Source organism: Pseudomonas sp. GW822-FHT06B12, assembly GCF_058799675.1.
In genome coordinates, this window is record NZ_JBXALR010000002.1 from 549,445 (window position 1) to 566,153 (window position 16,709).

General features: G+C 59.3%; 16 protein-coding genes and 1 pseudogene. 12 read left to right on the forward strand and 5 right to left on the reverse strand.

What is annotated here, in order from left to right; all coding sequences use genetic code 11:
• Positions 1-133: 133 nt before the first annotated feature.
• The 5 genes from gshA to tauD all read left to right on the forward strand — a co-directional run bounded on the left by gshA (position 134) and on the right by tauD (position 5,458).
• Entirely contained in the window at positions 134-1,717 is a 1,584-nt protein-coding gene (gene gshA / locus AC1RKH_RS07220) for a glutamate--cysteine ligase (RefSeq protein ID WP_493061907.1), read from the forward strand.
• A 247-nt stretch (positions 1,718-1,964) separates the two neighbouring features.
• The gene (tauA, locus tag AC1RKH_RS07225) at positions 1,965-2,942 is read left to right on the forward strand and encodes a taurine ABC transporter substrate-binding protein (protein WP_493062244.1); all 978 of its coding nucleotides are present in this window, start codon (positions 1,965-1,967) and stop codon (positions 2,940-2,942) included.
• A gap of 16 nt (positions 2,943-2,958) precedes the next feature.
• Positions 2,959-3,738: a taurine ABC transporter ATP-binding subunit gene (tauB, locus tag AC1RKH_RS07230; RefSeq protein WP_493061906.1), complete on the forward strand. Its 780-nt coding sequence runs from the start codon at positions 2,959-2,961 to the stop codon at positions 3,736-3,738.
• Positions 3,738-4,577: a taurine ABC transporter permease TauC gene (gene tauC, locus AC1RKH_RS07235; protein WP_493061905.1), complete on the forward strand. Its 840-nt coding sequence runs from the start codon at positions 3,738-3,740 to the stop codon at positions 4,575-4,577. The genes tauB and tauC overlap by 1 nt, the downstream gene beginning before the upstream one ends.
• Positions 4,578-4,615: 38 nt before the next feature.
• Positions 4,616-5,458: a taurine dioxygenase gene (tauD, locus tag AC1RKH_RS07240; RefSeq protein WP_493061904.1), complete on the forward strand. Its 843-nt coding sequence runs from the start codon at positions 4,616-4,618 to the stop codon at positions 5,456-5,458.
• A gap of 163 nt (positions 5,459-5,621) precedes the next feature.
• Here the strand turns inward: tauD and mgrA are convergent, their stop codons facing one another.
• The 3 genes from mgrA to AC1RKH_RS07255 form a co-directional block, all read right to left on the reverse strand.
• A complete protein-coding gene (gene mgrA / locus AC1RKH_RS07245; protein WP_493061903.1) occupies positions 5,622-6,659 on the reverse strand; it encodes an L-glyceraldehyde 3-phosphate reductase in 1,038 nt (345 codons plus the stop codon).
• Between the two features lie 125 nt (positions 6,660-6,784).
• Positions 6,785-7,186 carry a type II toxin-antitoxin system HicB family antitoxin gene (locus AC1RKH_RS07250; RefSeq protein WP_123427394.1) on the reverse strand — a complete coding sequence of 134 codons (402 nt, stop codon included), beginning with the start codon at positions 7,184-7,186 and terminating at the stop codon, positions 6,785-6,787.
• Between the two features lie 92 nt (positions 7,187-7,278).
• Positions 7,279-7,461 carry a type II toxin-antitoxin system HicA family toxin gene (locus tag AC1RKH_RS07255; protein ID WP_071555753.1) on the reverse strand — a complete coding sequence of 61 codons (183 nt, stop codon included), beginning with the start codon at positions 7,459-7,461 and terminating at the stop codon, positions 7,279-7,281.
• A 133-nt stretch (positions 7,462-7,594) separates the two neighbouring features.
• Here AC1RKH_RS07255 and AC1RKH_RS07260 point away from each other — a divergent pair.
• Positions 7,595-7,897: pseudogene (locus AC1RKH_RS07260) on the forward strand (SDR family oxidoreductase); the annotation flags it as partial.
• A gap of 175 nt (positions 7,898-8,072) precedes the next feature.
• Positions 8,073-8,330 (forward strand): hypothetical protein, encoded by a 258-nt coding sequence (locus tag AC1RKH_RS07265; protein ID WP_493061902.1) that lies wholly within the window; start codon positions 8,073-8,075, stop codon positions 8,328-8,330.
• Between the two features lie 16 nt (positions 8,331-8,346).
• Here the strand turns inward: AC1RKH_RS07265 and betT are convergent, their stop codons facing one another.
• Both betT and epsC read right to left on the reverse strand, forming a co-directional pair.
• On the reverse strand, positions 8,347-10,308 hold the full coding sequence (gene betT, locus AC1RKH_RS07270) for a choline transporter BetT (RefSeq protein ID WP_493062243.1): 1,962 nt from the start codon (positions 10,306-10,308) through the stop codon (positions 8,347-8,349).
• A gap of 425 nt (positions 10,309-10,733) precedes the next feature.
• A complete protein-coding gene (gene epsC, locus AC1RKH_RS07275) occupies positions 10,734-11,660 on the reverse strand; it encodes a serine O-acetyltransferase EpsC (RefSeq protein ID WP_493061901.1) in 927 nt (308 codons plus the stop codon).
• Positions 11,661-11,854: 194 nt separating this feature from the next.
• Here epsC and AC1RKH_RS07280 point away from each other — a divergent pair, with 194 nt between their 5' ends.
• The 5 genes from AC1RKH_RS07280 (at position 11,855) to AC1RKH_RS07300 (ending at position 16,649) form a co-directional block, all read left to right on the forward strand.
• Positions 11,855-12,847, forward strand: a complete 993-nt coding sequence (locus AC1RKH_RS07280) for a D-cysteine desulfhydrase (protein WP_493061900.1) — start codon at positions 11,855-11,857, stop codon at positions 12,845-12,847.
• Between the two features lie 317 nt (positions 12,848-13,164).
• Complete coding sequence (gene tcyJ, locus AC1RKH_RS07285) at positions 13,165-13,959, forward strand: cystine ABC transporter substrate-binding protein (RefSeq protein WP_493061899.1); 795 nt, start codon at positions 13,165-13,167, stop codon at positions 13,957-13,959.
• A complete protein-coding gene (gene tcyL, locus AC1RKH_RS07290) occupies positions 13,959-14,624 on the forward strand; it encodes a cystine ABC transporter permease (RefSeq protein ID WP_493061898.1) in 666 nt (221 codons plus the stop codon). The genes tcyJ and tcyL overlap by 1 nt, the downstream gene beginning before the upstream one ends.
• Positions 14,625-14,628: 4 nt before the next feature.
• Positions 14,629-15,375, forward strand: a complete 747-nt coding sequence (gene tcyN / locus AC1RKH_RS07295; RefSeq protein ID WP_493061897.1) for an L-cystine ABC transporter ATP-binding protein TcyN — start codon at positions 14,629-14,631, stop codon at positions 15,373-15,375.
• A gap of 509 nt (positions 15,376-15,884) precedes the next feature.
• Positions 15,885-16,649 carry a hypothetical protein gene (locus AC1RKH_RS07300; RefSeq protein ID WP_493061896.1) on the forward strand — a complete coding sequence of 255 codons (765 nt, stop codon included), beginning with the start codon at positions 15,885-15,887 and terminating at the stop codon, positions 16,647-16,649.
• Positions 16,650-16,709 lie beyond the last annotated feature (60 nt).

Sequence of the window (16,709 nt, forward strand, 5' to 3'; positions counted from 1 at the left end):
CAGTTCTTGACTGACCGGCATTAGGCCTGTGCGGCTCGAAAAAACCAGGCGAAAACGCCAGTTTCAACTTCACCCTTGTAGACCGTCCTGCCCACCCCCATATTGGGGCGACTGACGCGTGAAGGAATCCAACTTGAGCGAACTTCTCAACCGCCGCCTGGCTCTGCTCGGCGAGCGCGCTAACCTCTCTCTGCTCGAACAGTGTCTTCACGGCATCGAACGTGAATGCCTGCGCGTGACGGGCGAAGGTCGCCTGGCGCAAACGCCGCACCCTGAAAGCCTGGGTTCCGCGCTGACCAACGAACAGATCACCACCGACTATTCCGAGTCGCTGCTGGAGTTCATCACGCCTGCCTTGGCCAATCCTGCGGACACGCTGAGCAGCCTGGACAAGATTCATCGTTTTGCCTACAGCAAGCTCGGCAACGAGTACCTGTGGAGTCCATCGATGCCGTGCCCGTTGCCGGCCGAGGAAGATATCCCGATCGCCTATTACGGCACCTCCAACATCGGTCAGCTCAAGTACGTCTACCGCAAGGGCCTGGCCCTGCGGTACGGCAAGACCATGCAGTGCATCGCCGGGATTCACTACAACTTTTCCCTGCCGGAAAAACTCTGGCCGCTGCTCAAAGAAGCTGAAGGCTTTGTCGGCACCGACCGCGACTATCAGTCGGCGGCCTATATCGCGCTGATTCGCAACTTCCGCCGCTACAGCTGGCTGCTGATGTACCTGTTCGGTTCTTCGCCAGCGCTGGACGCCGGCTTCCTGCGCGGTCGTTCCCATCAGTTGGAACAATTTGACGCCGAAACACTGTACCTGCCGTACGCCACCAGCCTGCGCATGAGCGATCTGGGTTATCAGAGCAACGCGCAAGCCGGGCTGACGCCGTGCTACAACGACTTGAACAGCTACACCGACAGCCTGCGCAAAGCGGTGGCCACGCCGTACCCGCCGTACGTCGAAATCGGCACGCACCAGGACGGTGAGTGGGTTCAGCTCAACACCAACATCCTGCAGATCGAAAACGAGTACTACTCCAACATCCGCCCGAAACGCGTGACCTACACCGGCGAGCGGCCGATCCAGGCGCTGGTGGCTCGTGGCATTCAGTACGTCGAAGTGCGCCTGCTGGACATCAACCCGTTTATGCCGATGGGCATCGACCTGCAGGAAGCGCGCTTCCTCGACGCGTTCCTGCTGTATTGCGCGCTGAACGAAAGCCCGCTGCTGACCGCCACCACCTGCGGCAACGCCACCTCGAACTTCCTCAGCGTGGTCAAGGAAGGTCGCCGTCCGGGCCTGCAACTGCAACGGGACGGCCAGCCGGTAGACATGAAAGAGTGGGCCTTGGAGCTGCTGGAAAAAATCGCCCCGCTGGCCGCGCTGCTCGATCAAAGCCACGGTGGTGACGCCCACAGTACAGCCCTCGACGCGCAACTGGCGAAGATCAAGGACCCGTCCCTGACCCCTTCCGCCCAAGTGCTGGCGGCGATGACCGAACACAAGGAAAGCTTCGCCCGGTTCTCCCTGCGCCAGAGCCAGGCTCACGCCGAATTCTTCCGCAGCGAACCGCTGGCGGCCGAAGAGCAGGCGCGCTTCGAAGAGTTGGCGCGCTCGTCGCTGGCTCAGCAAACCGAGCTGGAGCAGAACGAAGTCGGCGATTTCGACGTGTTTGTCGGGTCGTATCAGGCGAGTATTCTGGCGATCAGTAACTGACCCCGGAAGGTCCTTCGGACCTTATCGCGAGCAGGCTCGCTCCCACAGTGGATTTTCGGTGTGTCCACAATTGTGTGAACACCACTGAACCCTGTGGGAGCGAGCCTGCTCGCGATGACCGCGCAGCGGTCGCTGTTAACGTTTTCCGCTCATAAGCTCATTCGAAAAAGTTATTTATTTTAGAATTCTTAGATCATTTAGTCTCATCACACGCCGAAGCCTCGGCCGCCTGATGAGGACTTTCATGATGAAACTGCACTTCCCCCTTCGCCTCCTGGCGGCCGCGTCCCTGGCCGCAGCGAGCTTTTTCGCTCAGGCGGCTGACCTCACTGTTGCCTACCAGACCACCGTCGACCCGGCGAAAGTCGCCCAGGCCGATGGCAGTTACGAAACCGCCACCCACGCCAAAATCGACTGGCGCAAATTCGACAATGGTGCCGACATCATCGCCGCTATCGCCTCGGGCGACGTGCAGATCGGCTACCTCGGTTCCAGCCCGCTGACGGCTGCGATCACCCGCAAGGTTCCAGTCGAAACCTTCCTCATTGCCACTCAGATCGGCGCCGCCGAAGCACTGGTGGCCCGCGACGGTTCCGGGATCAAAACCCCGCAGGACCTGATCGGCAAGAAAATCGCCGTGCCCTTCGTGTCCACCGGACACTACAGCCTGCTGGCCGCGCTCAAGCACTGGAACATCGACCCGTCGAAAGTACAGATCCTCAACCTCGCGCCGCCGGCGATTATTGCCGCGTGGAAACGCGGTGACATCGACGCGACCTACGTGTGGGACCCGGCACTCGGTGTCGCCAAGGAAAACGGCAAGGTACTGATCACGTCCGGCGAACTGGCCAAGTTCGGCGCGCCAACCTTCGATGCCTGGATCGTGCGCAAGGATTTCGCTGAGAAGCACCCGGAAATCGTCAGTGCCTTCGCCAAAGTCACCCTCGACGCCTACGCCCACTACCGCAAGGACCCACAAGCCTGGCTGGCCGATAAGGGCAATGTCGACAAACTGGTGAAACTCTCCGGCGCCAAGGCCAGCGACATTCCGTTACTGCTGCAAGGCAACGTCTATCCACTGGCGGCTGATCAGGTGATCAGCCTCGGTGCACCGACCACCAAGGCCATCACCGACACCGCGACGTTCCTCAAGGAACAAGGCAAGGTCGAAGCCGTGCTGCCGGACTACGCCCCATACGTCAGCGCCAAGTACATCACTAACTGATCAGGAGTTGAGCGCGATGGCCTTGCTTCAGCTGGAGCGCATCAGCGCACAGTACCCAGGCAGCCCGGAACCGGTGCTGGCGGATATTTCCTTAAGCCTTGGGCCTCAGCAATTGCTGGTCGCCCTCGGCCCGTCCGGCAGTGGCAAGACCTCGCTGTTGAACCTGATTGCCGGTTTCGTCGAACCCAGCGCCGGGCGTATCACCCTCGACGGCGTGCCGGTCAAAGGCCCGAGCGCCGAGCGTGGCGTGGTGTTCCAGGACGACGCCTTGCTGCCCTGGCAGGACGTGTTAGCCAACGTCGGCTTCGGCCTGGAACTGGCCGGTGTGCCGCGTGATAAACGCGAAATCCGCGCCCGGGAAATGCTCGCGCTGGTCGACCTTGCAGGCTTCGATGCACGCCGTATCTGGCAGCTCTCGGGCGGCCAGAAGCAGCGTGTCGGCCTGGCCCGCGCGCTCGCCGCTGACCCGCGCGTGTTGCTGATGGACGAGCCCTTCGGCGCCCTCGACGCCTTCACCCGCGAACAGATGCAAGAACTGTTGCTGCAAGTCTGGCGACGCACCGCCAAACCGGTGTTCCTGATCACCCATGACATTGAAGAGGCAGTGTTCCTCGCCACGGACCTGATTCTGTTGGCACCCAACCCTGGGCAAATCGTCGAGCGTCTGAGCCTGGATTTCGGTCAGCGTTACGCGGCCGGTGAATCGGCGCGAGCGATCAAGTCCGACCCGCGCTTTATCGAAACCCGCGAACACGTCCTTGCCCGTGTGTTCTCCCAACGGCAGGAGCGTGCCTGATGAGCAGCTATGAAATCCCGGCAGCCACGGTCAAAGTGTCCGGCCCTTCATCAGTAATTCCAGTCCGTCGCAGCCTCAGCACACGCTGGATCAGCCTGTTGACGCTGTTTGCGCTGCTTGGTTTCTGGTGGGCGGTGACCGCCAGTGGCCTGATCGAGCCCTTGTTCCTTCCGCCGCCGTCCGCCGTCCTGCAAAAAGGTTGGTTGCTGGCGAGCACGGGCTACATGGACTCAACCCTCTGGCAGCATCTGGGCGCGAGCCTCAGCCGTATCGGCTTGGGTCTGGGCTTCGCCGTTTTGACCGCCGTGCCGGTCGGTATCGCCATCGGCCATAACCGCATCGCGCGCGGTGTTCTCGATCCACTGATCGAGTTCTACCGGCCGATTCCACCGTTGGCCTATCTGCCGTTGATCGTGATCTGGTGCGGCATCGGTGAGCTGTCCAAGGTGTTGTTGATCTATCTGGCGATCTTCGCCCCGATCGCCATCGCCACCGCGACTGGCGTACGCACTGTCGACCCAGCCAAGTTGCGCGCCGCGCAGTCGTTGGGCGCGACTCGGGTCCAGCTGATTCGTCATGTGATTTTGCCGAGTGCCTTGCCGGACATTCTGACCGGCGTGCGCATCGGTCTTGGCGTGGGCTGGTCGACGCTGGTGGCTGCCGAGTTGATCGCCGCCACCAGTGGCTTGGGCTTCATGGTGCAGTCAGCCGCGCAATTTCTGGTCACCGATGTGGTGGTGCTGGGGATTCTGCTGATCGCGCTGATTGCCTTCGCCATGGAAATGGGCCTGCGCGCCCTGCAACGCAAACTGGTGCCGTGGCATGGCCAGACTCACTAATTATTCATTAGTCGACACCCCGGATTGAAGAGAAAGCCATGAGCAGCCTGACCATCACCCCACTCAGCACCGCCCTCGGCGCGCAGATCAGCGGCGTCGATATCTCCCAGCCGCTGAACGTCAAACAGCGCGATGCTATCGAGCAGGCGTTGCTCAAGCATCAGGTGCTGTTCTTCCGCGAGCAGCCGATCAATCCGCAGCAGCAAGCACGTTTTGCGGCGAATTTCGGTGAATTACACATTCACCCGATCTACCCGAACGTGCCGGAACAGCCACAAGTGCTGGTCCTCGACACAGCCGAAACCGACGTGCGCGACAACGCCGTGTGGCACACCGACGTGACCTTCCTGCCGACCCCGGCCCTCGGCGCGGTACTCAGCGCCAAGCTGCTGCCGGAGTTTGGTGGCGACACGTTATGGGCCAGCGGCATTGCGGCGTACGAAGCTCTCTCAGTACCGCTGCAAAATCTGTTGCAAGGCCTGACTGCGACTCACGACTTCGTCAAATCCTTCCCTCTGGAGCGCTTTGGTACCACGCCTGAAGCGTTGGCCCAATGGGAAGCAGCCCGCAAGAAGAACCCTCCGCTGTCGCATCCGGTGATCCGCACGCACCCGGTGAGTGGGCGCAGGTCGTTGTTCGTCAACGAGGGCTTCACTACTCGTATCAACGAGCTCTCGGAAACCGAAAGCGAAGCGATTCTGAAGCTGCTGTTCGCCCATGCTACCCGGCCGGAATTTACCATTCGCTGGCGTTGGCAGGAGAACGACGTGGCGTTCTGGGACAACCGCGTGACTCAGCATTTTGCCGTGGATGATTACCGGCCAGCGCGCCGCGTGATGCACCGGGCGACGGTGCTGGGGGATGCGCCGTTTTTCCGGTGAGCCACTGACTTCTTTACTGCTTTTTATGGCCCCATCGCGAGCAAGCTCGCTCCCACATTGGATTTTGGTTGACCACAAATCTGTCGCCAACTGAAAACCCTGTGGGAGCGAGCTTGCTCGCGAAAGCAATCTGACAGGCGCCAGAATATCCGGCGCCGGACATTTACTCCGCCGTCGAAGGCTTCTCCCACAGGTTGATCCCGCCTTCCTGGGCAAACCGGTCAATCTCCGCCAGTTCCTCAGCGCTGAAGCTCAAATTCTTCAATGCCCCGACGTTCTCGATAATCTGCTCCGGGCGGCTGGCGCCGATCAGTGCAGAGGTCACCCGAGGGTCGCGCAGAGTCCAGGCCAGCGCTAATTGCGCCAGACTCTGACCACGACGTTTGGCGATTTCGTTGAGCGCACGCACCTGAGCAATGTTGGCCTCGGACAGGTGCGATGCCTGCAATGAACCACCGCCTGGGCGATTGACCCGCGCATCAGCCGGCACGCCGTTAAGGTACTTGTCGGTCAGCAGCCCTTGAGCCAACGGAGTGAAGGCAATCACGCCAGCACCGAGTTCGTCGGTGGTGTCCAGCAGGTCCTTTTCCACCCAGCGATTGAGCAGGTTGTAAGCCGGTTGGTGTATCAGCAGCGGAACTTTCCACTCTTTCAACAATGCGGCGATTTCACGGGTTTTCGCCCCGGAATAGGACGAGATACCGATGTACAGCGCCTTGCCCTGCTGCACGGCGGTGGCCAGCGCACCAGCGGTTTCTTCCAGTGGAGTGTCCGGGTCGAAGCGGTGGGAATAGAAGATATCCACGTAGTCGACGCCAAGGCGCTGCAAGCTCTGATCGAGGCTGGCCAGCACGTATTTGCGTGAGCCGCCGCCCTGACCGTAAGGGCCCGGCCACATGTCCCAACCGGCCTTGCTGGAGATGATCAGCTCATCGCGGTACGGCTTGAAATCTTCGCGCAGCAAACGACCGAAGTTGACCTCGGCACTGCCGTACGGCGGGCCGTAGTTGTTGGCCAGGTCGAAGTGGTTGATGCCCAGGTCGAAGGCGGTACGCAACAGCGCACGCTGGGTATCGATCGGCGTGCTGTCGCCGAAGTTGTGCCACAGGCCCAGCGACAGTGCCGGCAGCACCAGCCCACTGCGACCGACGCGGCGGTAAGGAATGGAGTCGTAACGATCAGCAGCAGCGGTGTAAGTCATCGAACCCTCTCTTGTTTTGAACGACGAAGTCGTCAGCGTTGCCCAGCATACGCTCAGGCAACGCATCCAAAACGGGGTGTTCGACTAAATGCTGAAACGTTTCACATCATTTTTGATTTTGGCCCTTAGGCCGACAGTTCGCGCAGGGCCGCTGCTGCCAGAAAGCCGGATCTTGAGTTGTACCGTTGATCGCGTCTGACTGTCTGATCAATGCGCTCCAGTAACTGCTCTGGCAGTGTCGCATTGAAGCGCACCGACTTGCCGAAATACGGCGTCACGTCAAACTCGACCACTGCCCAAACACCACCCGCGTAATCAGGGTTCTCGAGGTGCTCGTCGATCTCGCGCACCTGCGGCAGCGGATCGCCATCGGCGACCAGTCCCTCGTAATGTAACGACAGCGCCTCTTTAACGTTTTCGAGCGCCTGCGCCACCGTTCCACCTGCAGAGAAACAACCCGCAACGTCGGGGATAATTACTCCGTACTCTGAATCGGCATCCTTATGCAGAACGACTGGGAATTTCATGGGGATGGGCCCTTCCTGTAAATCCGGTAGAACGTGCGACCGGAACCTGTTCAATCTGCCCTCATCGGGGATCTGATAGCTGTTTCTCGGGCTCACTTCAGGCCCGCCTGTTTCAAAATACTGTTGATTGTTCCTTTGGGGAGATCCGCGTCAGGATGCTTGATGGTTACCCTCCCTGATTTGCGCGAATGTTTGTATTGATGGTGGCTACCTTTGACCGCCACCAAATACCAGCCGTCCTCTTCGATCATCCTGATCATTTCCCGACTACGCATCACCTTCACCCTTTTTCGACAGCATCCGCGACGCACTGTACGCGGCAAAAGGTGATTTCAATACACACCATACACACTCTGATAAATATTAGTCCATCAGAACGAAACGGCTTTTATTGCCAGACCAGCGGCTAATCTGCCCGGTTACGCGGTGTACATCGCCAGCAAAGCGGCGGTGGAATCCCTTACCCAGGTGTTCGCCAAGGAACTGCGCGGCCGCAACATCACGGTCAACGCGGTGGCCCCGGGGCCGGTCGCCACTGAACTGTTCCTGCATGGCAAAAGCGAAGAGCAGATCCAGACCTTCGCCAAGATGCCGCCGCTGGAACGCCTCGGTCAGCCAGAAGACATCGCCAAGGTCATTTCCTTCCTGGCGGGCCCGGATTCGGGTTGGGTCAACGGGCAGATTTTGCGAGTGAATGGCGGGTTGGTTTGACTATGCTCTACAGGAAGAAAGTTGATGAATACTTGCTCGGACTGACACTGGGGTGAACCCATCGCGAGCAAGCTCGCTCCCACAGGATCTGTGTTCAACACAAAACCCTGTGGGAGCGAGCCTGCTCGCGATGGCGACTGATCGGGCAACAGACATTTCAAGGGCGGAGCGCACCATGCACACCACAATCATCATCACCTTCGGCCTGGTCCTGTTGGCGCTGATGCTGTTCATCGGTGAGAAGCTCGGCTTCAGTCGTCAGACCCTGACCTACAGCTTTGTAGTCCTGTGGCTGGCGCTGACGGTGATCAACGGCGCCGTCGGCATGATCACCGCCGGGCAACCGCTGACCTCCGAATTGATGGTGGGCTTCATGGTCTTCGGTGTGCCGGTGGCCGCTCTAGTGCTGTTCATGGCCCTGAACAACGCTTGAGCGCCACCGGCCTCGGTCAGCGCACCAGATGCAGGAACTGCATGTGCCGCTCGTACTGATCGAGGATGTCGTTGATGATTTGCTCCTTGGTGTAGCCCACCAGATCGTAGTCCTGACTGCCTTCGCTCAGGTGCACTTCAGCCCGGTAGTAGCGACGGTTGTTGAGCTCTTTGGAGCCCATCCCGCCACGGGCGAAAGACGGTGTGAAGTAACCGCGCATTTGCGCCTGATAAATGAACGGATGCTGATCGCCGTGACCGATTTCCAGACTGACGCTGTCGTTGGCCGGGTCCGGTTGGGTGACCACGTTCAAGCCCTTTTCAGCGAACACCGCCGTCACTTCTTCAATCGCCGGACGCACCGTCGTGTCGAGGAAACGGTAGACCTCGTCGCGCGACGGAAAGTGCACGGCCTGGCTCAAGCGCTGACGCCAGCCACCCTTGCCACGTCGTGATGCCGAGACCGGCGCCAACGAATGCAACTGAGCGATCTGCTTCTGCGACTCGAGGTAGAACGCCTTGTGCAGACCCCACATCATCAGCAACAAAATCAGCGAGAACGGCAACGACGTCAGCACCACCGCTGACTTCAATGAATCAATGCTGCCGGCGAACAACAGCGCACTGGTCACCAGTGCCGTCATCGCGCCCCAGAACACCCGCAGCCATTTCGGCCCGTCTTCATCGGCGCTGCCGCCCTTGGCCGACAGCGTCGAAAGCACCACGGTGCCGGAGTCAGCCGAGGTGACGAAGAACACGAAGCTGATGAACACCGTGACGGCGATCACCGTCTTGCTCCAGGGGTAGGTTTCCAGCAGCAGGTAGAGGGTCATCGACGGGTTGTCGATGGCCGACAGGCCAAGGGCACTCATGCCGTGGTTGAGTACCTGGTCGATGGCGCTGTTACCGAAGATCGACATCCACGCCAGGGTGAAACCGAGCGGAATCAACAGCACGCCGAAGACGAATTCGCGGATGGTCCGGCCACGGGAAATCCGCGCGATGAACAGGCCCACGAACGGCGACCATGCGATCCACCACGCCCAATAGAACACTGTCCAACCGCCCAGCCAGTCGCTGGGTTTGTCGTAGGCGTAAAGGTCGAAACTCTTCATCGGCAAGGCGCCGAGGTAATCGCCAAGGTTCTGGATCAGGGTATTGAGCAGGTGCTGGGTAGGGCCGGCGAACAGCACAAACAGCAACAGTGCACAGGCCAGCAGCATGTTGATGTCGGACATCACCCGCACGCCTTTATCGACGCCGGCGACGGCAACGATGATCGCCGCGCCCATCATCAGCGTGATCAGGCCGACCTGAATCCACTGGGTATGGGCGATGCCGAACAAGTAGTCGAGGCCCGCGTTGAGGTGCAACACGCCGAAGCCCATGTCGGCGCCCAGACCGAACACCGTGGCGATGATACCGAAGCCATCCACCGCGTAACCGATCGGGCCGTTGATGCGTTTGCCGATCAGCGGATAAAGCGCCGAGCGCAGGGCCAGCGGCAGGTTATGCCGGTAGGCGAAGTAGGCCAGCGCCATGCCGACAAAAGCGAACACACCCCAACCATGCAGGCCCCAATGCAGAAACAATATCTGCATCGCCTGACGTGCCGCATCGGCTGTGCCGGCCTCGCCCTGAGGCGGTTGCAACAGGTGAGTCAGGGGTTCGGACACACAGAAGAAAAACAGCGTGATGCTGATCCCCGCGGCGAACAGCATGCCGGCCCAGGACAGATAACTGAATTCGGGCTCATCGTGGTCGGCACCGAGCTTGATCTTGCCGTAGCCAGACAAGGCGGTGACCACCACGAAGACCAGATACAGGGTCATCGCCAACATGTAGTACCAGCCGACCGTATTGGCCGCCCAGTTTTGCGCCGCCAGCAGCCAGGCGCCGGACTGTTGCGGGAAGGCGATGACCACCAGGCCGAACAGTAAAATGAAGGTCGCCGCGAAATAGAACACCGGCGGATTCATGCGGATCTGGCCGCTTGGTGGGGTGAATGATGCACTCATGAAGCGTGCACCTCGGGGGGGTAAAACGTGGCTGTAAAAAACGGACTCAGCAAAGGCTAGCCTCCTGTTGTGAGCGGGCAGCGAACCACCGGTTTAACTTGAATGAACGTTCAAGTTAAACATGGATGGGCTGTGAGGACTAATCGCAAGGCTCGGTGGAACGTTTCGTACGTTGGCTCAGGGGTAGGTATGACGCGGGGTATGGGGAATTCGTTCAGTGGGAAATTGGCTGAATGCCATTATCTCGATCCGGCTTGAAATCAATCGCGAGCAAGCTCGCTCCCACATTGAATCTTTGTCAGCCCACAACGTTGTGAACGACATGAACCACTGTGGGAGCGAGCTTGCTCGCGATGACGGCCGGTCAGGCAGTGAAAGGCTCGGGCTTACTTCTGCGTTCCGTCATCATGCTGCAGATTGGCCTGGGTCAGGTTGCAGCCGGCCGGCACGCTGCGGGTCAGCCAGACGTTGCCACCGATGGTCGAACCCTTGCCGATGGTGATCCGTCCCAGAATGGTCGCGCCGGCATAAATCACCACATCGTCTTCAACGATCGGATGGCGCGGATGGCCCTTCTGCAACTGGCCGTCTTCATCGGCCGGGAAGCGTTTGGCGCCGAGGGTCACGGCCTGGTAGATGCGCACCCGCTCGCCGATGATCGCGGTCTCGCCGATGACCACGCCTGTCCCGTGGTCGATGAAGAAGCTACGGCCGATCTGCGCGCCCGGGTGAATGTCGATACCGGTCGCCGAGTGGGCGATTTCCGCACTGATCCGTGCCAACAATGGCAGCCCGGCGCGGTACAAATGGTGGGCCAGACGATGGTGAATCACCGCCAGAATTCCCGGATAGCACAGCAGCACTTCATCGACGCTACGGGCTGCCGGATCGCCGTGATACGCCGCCAGCACATCGGAATCCAGCAGGCTGCGCAGGCCCGGCAAGGCCAGGGCGAAATCCTGGATCAGGCTGATCGCCCGCGCCTCGACCTCGGTATCGACCTGGGCGCTCTGCCGCGCGACATAGCGCAGTTCCAGACGCGCCTGAGTCAGCAACGCATTCAGCGCCACATCCAGCGTATGCCCGACGTAGAAGTCTTCACTCTCCTCGCGCAGATCCACCGGGCCCAGGCGCATCGGGAACAACGCACCACAGAGCGCTTCGAGAATATCGGCCATCGCCGCGCGCGACGGCAGCTCGCGCCCGCCCTGCTCGCCGCTGATACGACCGTTCTGTGCACGCCACTGGTCGCGGGCGGTGCGCAGTTGGCTGACGATGGTCTGTAATTGCCAATGGCTGGAACGCTGGCTCACGGTAACACTCCTCACGTGCTGCGGCCGGACGTTCTGGCCGCCTGAACGGCGTTCACTTTACGGTATGCGCCCAAAGCGGAATTAAGAACTAATTGTGCTGTTATAAGCACTTTTTGACATAAGCGATGTTGATGGTTGCCCGAGTAAATCGGCCTGCCTATAGTCCAGTGACATTCTTCGACCCGTGCGGCCCCATGATCAAACAACAGCTTGCTCGCTTCAGTCGTCTGGACCTTCTGGCCAACGCCACCCCTTTGGAAAAGCTCGAACGCTTGTCAGCCTGGCTAGAGCGCGATGTCTACGTCAAACGTGACGACCTGACACCGTTGGCCATGGGCGGCAACAAGCTGCGCAAACTCGAATACCTCGCCGCCGACGCGCTTGCGCAAGGCGCCGACACGCTGATCACCGCAGGTGCAATCCAGTCCAACCACGTGCGCCAGACAGCAGCCCTGGCCGCCAAACTGGGCCTGGGTTGCATTGCCCTGCTGGAGAACCCGATCGGCACTGATGACAGCAATTACCTGGGCAACGGCAATCGCCTGCTGCTGGACTTGTTCGATGCCAAGGTCGAGCTGGTAGAGAACCTCGATAACGCCGACCTACAGTTGCAGGCACTGGCCGAGCGTCTGCGCAGTAACGGCAAAAAACCTTATCTGGTACCGATTGGCGGCTCCAATGCCTTGGGCGCGTTGGGTTATGTACGTGCGGGGCTGGAGCTGGCCGGGCAGATCGAAGACAGCGGACTGGAGTTCGCCGCGGTGGTGTTGGCTTCGGGCAGCGCCGGGACTCACAGCGGTCTGGCGTTGGCGCTGAGCGAAGTACTGCCGAACTTGCCGGTGATCGGTGTCACCGTTTCGCGCAGCGACGAAGACCAACGACCGAAGGTCCAGGGTCTGGCGGAGCGCACCGCGGAACTGCTGGGCGTCTCGCTGGCCGCGAGTTTCAAGGTTGAATTGTGGGACGAGTATTTCGCCCCGCGTTACGGTGAGCCAAATGCCGGCACCCTGGCGGCAGTCAAGTTGCTGGCCAGCCAGGAAGGGCTGTTGCTCGACCCGGTCTACACTGGCAAGGCCATGGCCGGTTTGCTCGATGGTATCGGCCGACAGCGCTTCAACGACGGCCCGATCATCTTCCTGCACACCGGCGGTGCACCGGCGTTGTTTGCCTATAAAGACTCACTCTGACAGATCGTTCCCACGCTCTGCGTGGGAATGCAGCCCGTGACGCTCCGCGTCACTGGACGCGGAGCGTCCCAAGAGGCATTCCCACGCGGGAGCGTGGGAACGATCAAATTACATGAAGCATTTATATTCCAATAAAGAATAATAAGCTGAATTTATATTATTTTCACATCTAAAAGCCTCGTCATATAGTCCCGCCGCAGGCGCAATTGCCGCGAGACGCATACGCTGCTTTTAGGGCACGATGTTGCAGCCGTTCAATTCCCGGTTTTGCCTGCTTCTCCAAAAAACGTCTTCATAAAAAAACACAGGGGCTTGTCATGAATTTTTCCGCATTCCGTCGAAATCTGCTGGTGGGCTCGCTGGGCCTGGTACTCGGTGCTGGCCTGTTGGGGCAAGCGGTGGCCGGTGAGCAGCTGCAAAAAATCAAGGAGGCCGGCGTGATCAACGTCGGTCTGGAAGGCACTTATCCACCGTTCAGTTTCGTCGATGCCGACGGCAAACTGACCGGCTTCGAAGTGGAGTTCTCCGAAGCCCTGGCCAAAGAGCTGGGCGTGAAGGTCAAACTGCAACCGACCAAATGGGACGGCATTCTCGCGGCGCTGGAATCCAAGCGTCTGGACGCAGTGATCAACCAGGTGACCATCTCGGAAGAGCGCAAGAAAAAGTACGATTTCTCAGAGCCGTATACCGTTTCCGGGATTCAGGCACTGACCCTGACCAAGAACAAAGACACTATCAAGACCGCCGCCGACCTGGCCGGCAAGAAAGTCGGCGTAGGCCTGGGCACCAATTACGAGCAATGGGTCAAGGACAACGTTCCAAAAGCCATCATCAAGACCTATGACGATGATCCGACCAAGTTCCAGGACCTGCGTGTCGGCCGTATCGACGCCATTCTGATCGACCGCCTCGCCGCGCTGGAATACGCCAAAAAGGCCAAGGATACTGCCGCCGCCGGCGAAGCGTTCTCCCGTCAGGAAGCCGGCATTGCCCTGCGCAAAGGCGAGCCTGAACTGCTGGCTGCAGTGAACAAGGCCATCGACAAGCTGCGTGCCGACGGTACGCTGAAAAAGCTTTCGGAAAAATACTTCAGCGCTGACGTCACTCAATAATGGAAGAAGCTTTCCAACTCGCACTGGATTCCGCGCCCTTTCTGCTCAAGGGCGCGTACTACACAGTGATCCTCAGCCTGGGCGGGATGTTCTTCGGCCTGGTGATGGGTTTCGGCCTGGCGCTGATGCGCCTTTCGCGCTTCAAGCTGGTGAGCTGGATTGCCCGCGTCTACGTGTCGTTCTTTCGCGGCACGCCGTTGTTGGTGCAACTGTTCGTGATCTATTACGGCTTGCCGCAATTGGGCATCGAACTTGATCCGCTGCCGGCAGCCTTGATCGGCTTCTCGCTGAACATGGCCGCCTACGCCTGTGAAATCCTCCGTGCCGCGATCAGCTCCATTGAGCGCGGCCAGTGGGAAGCCGCTGCCAGTATCGGCATGACCCGTGCGCAGACCCTGCGCCGGGCCATCCTGCCGCAAGCTGCGCGCACGGCGCTGCCGCCACTGGGCAACAGCTTCATTTCGCTGGTCAAGGACACCGCGCTGGCGGCGACCATTCAGGTGCCGGAACTGTTCCGTCAGGCACAGCTGATCACCGCCCGTACCTTCGAAATTTTCACCATGTATCTTGCCGCCGCACTGATCTACTGGGTGCTTGCAACGGTGCTTTCGCACCTGCAAAACCAGTTGGAAGAGCGGGTCAATCGGCACGACCAGGAGTCCTGACCCCATGATTGTCGTGGAAAAACTGACAAAGCAGTTCAAGGGTCAAGTGGTGCTCAATGGCATCGATCTCAAAGTTGAAGAAGGCGAGGTGGTGGCAATCATCGGCCCCAGCGGCTCGGGCAAGACCACCTTCCTGCGTTGCCTGAACTTTCTCGAAGAACCCACCAGCGGCCGGATCAAGGTCGGCGACATCGAAATCGATGGCAGCCGCCCGTTGAACCAGCAGCAGAGCCTGGTGCGCCGTTTGCGCCAGCACGTCGGTTTCGTGTTTCAGAACTTCAACCTGTTCCCCCATCGCACGGCACTCGAAAACGTCATCGAAGGCCCTTTGGTGGTGAAGAAAATCCCAAGGGATCAAGCACTGGCGCTGGGTCGAAAACTGCTGGCCAAAGTCGGTCTGGCGGGCAAGGAAGACGCTTACCCGCGCAGGCTTTCCGGTGGGCAGCAACAGCGTGTGGCGATCGCCCGGGCGCTGGCCATGGAGCCGGAAGTGATTCTCTTCGATGAGCCAACCTCGGCCCTCGATCCGGAACTGGTTGGCGAAGTGTTGGCGACCATTCGCGGTCTGGCCGAAGAAAAGCGCACCATGGTCATCGTCACCCACGAAATGGGCTTCGCCCGTGATGTGGCGAACCGGGTAGTGTTTTTCGACAAGGGCGTCATTGTCGAACAGGGTGAAGCGAAAGAGTTGTTCGCCCATCCAAAAGAAGAACGAACCCGGCAATTCCTCAGTAAGTTTCTCAACTCCTGAAGGTTCTACGCCCCACCAGAAGCGCATTAACCGCTGTCAACTTCCACGGACGGAAGTGACACTTACCGCACTACTTAACCGACATTCCCCCGCCTCTATCCGACTTTTATAGTTACTTAATCCTTTCTGTTAAAAGCGATATATAGATACCTCCTGCAACAAGCTCCTATCGCGTAGCTTCAAGCACACTCAGTTCGACCCAAAGCCTTGAAGCACCGGAAACACGGGTTCACAAATCGACAACATCTAAGAAAAAGCGGGACAGCATGTCCACCAATCTATTATTGCGAGTAGGAAATATCTGAATAACCTGGTATTCCCAAGTTCTCAACTTGCGTCTATTGACACCCTATCGCCCCCTCACTTATCTAGGCACCTACCGGTACTTCACAGCACCTGAACCTATTTAAAAATTCATCACCAAACATTGAACAACCTGAACTGCTACTACACTACGCCTTCGACACTTCCGAAATGGATTTCGCTGCGATGTTTCAAGGAGAACACTCATGACCTGTCTGTCGAACAAAGTTGAATTGGCGGCGCCTGGCCTTGCGCAATCGGTCAGATCTGCCATCAACATCACTTCCGCTGCTCACCTGTTGATCGAGATACCGCCCTACGTCGGCATGGACGAAGGTGATCTGATCGAACTGTTCTGGGACAACTGCTATGTGGCCTCCAGGGTGCTCAACACCACGGATGTCGGGCAGCCACTCAGCCTGCGGGTGCCGGAGAGTTTTATCCGCAATGGCAGCTCGCGCATCCACTACCGGCTCATGCAAGTCGGGCAGGGCCCGGCGCTGTCCGCGGCGAAACGGGTTCAGGTCAAACTCGACTGCCCGGGCGGTCAGCCCCACACCCTGTGCGCGGATGAAAACCAGAGCCTGGAGCCCTTGGGTATTCCCGAGATGATCCGTCGGCACGGGGTCAACCCGAACCAGATCAAACGCGGTGTGCCGTTGACCATCGAGCCCTACCTGAACATGGCAGCTGACGATGAAATCACCCTGCGCTGGGGCGATGTGCGCATGGACCTGCCCAAGATCAAACCGAGCGAAGTCGGCCAATCGATCAACGTCTGGGTGCCGCCGGCGGTGATTCTTGAGGCAGGTGAAGACCATCGACTGGAAGTCACCTACTGCATTCTTGATCGCGTAGGTAACAACTCCCGCTGGGCGCCGGCGCGCACCTTGAAAGTCGGTTGCACCAATCCCTACCTGAAAGTGCTGTCGAAGGAAGTGCTTTGCACTGCCGAAGAACGTCGTCGTTAAGACAAGAGATCGCAGGCTTCGCCAGCTCCAACGCCAATCGACGTTGACCTGTAGGAGCTG

Bases quoted from the DNA above. Each gene is read 5' to 3' on its own strand.
- AC1RKH_RS07250 (WP_123427394.1), bottom strand. From the start codon at position 7,186: ATGAAATTCCCAGTCGTTCTGCATAAGGATGCCGATTCAGAGTACGGA.
- AC1RKH_RS07255 (WP_071555753.1), bottom strand. From the start codon at position 7,461: ATGCGTAGTCGGGAAATGATCAGGATGATCGAAGAGGACGGCTGGTAT.
- AC1RKH_RS07280 (WP_493061900.1), top strand. From the start codon at position 11,855: ATGATCAAACAACAGCTTGCTCGCTTCAGTCGTCTGGACCTTCTGGCC.
- AC1RKH_RS07300 (WP_493061896.1), top strand. From the start codon at position 15,885: ATGACCTGTCTGTCGAACAAAGTTGAATTGGCGGCGCCTGGCCTTGCG.
- tauC (WP_493061905.1), top strand. From the start codon at position 3,738: ATGAGCAGCTATGAAATCCCGGCAGCCACGGTCAAAGTGTCCGGCCCT.
- betT (WP_493062243.1), bottom strand. From the start codon at position 10,308: ATGAATCCGCCGGTGTTCTATTTCGCGGCGACCTTCATTTTACTGTTC.
- mgrA (WP_493061903.1), bottom strand. From the start codon at position 6,659: ATGACTTACACCGCTGCTGCTGATCGTTACGACTCCATTCCTTACCGC.
- AC1RKH_RS07265 (WP_493061902.1), top strand. From the start codon at position 8,073: ATGCACACCACAATCATCATCACCTTCGGCCTGGTCCTGTTGGCGCTG.
- tcyJ (WP_493061899.1), top strand. From the start codon at position 13,165: ATGAATTTTTCCGCATTCCGTCGAAATCTGCTGGTGGGCTCGCTGGGC.
- tcyN (WP_493061897.1), top strand. From the start codon at position 14,629: ATGATTGTCGTGGAAAAACTGACAAAGCAGTTCAAGGGTCAAGTGGTG.
- tauA (WP_493062244.1), top strand. From the start codon at position 1,965: ATGAAACTGCACTTCCCCCTTCGCCTCCTGGCGGCCGCGTCCCTGGCC.
- tauB (WP_493061906.1), top strand. From the start codon at position 2,959: ATGGCCTTGCTTCAGCTGGAGCGCATCAGCGCACAGTACCCAGGCAGC.
- tcyL (WP_493061898.1), top strand. From the start codon at position 13,959: ATGGAAGAAGCTTTCCAACTCGCACTGGATTCCGCGCCCTTTCTGCTC.
- tauD (WP_493061904.1), top strand. From the start codon at position 4,616: ATGAGCAGCCTGACCATCACCCCACTCAGCACCGCCCTCGGCGCGCAG.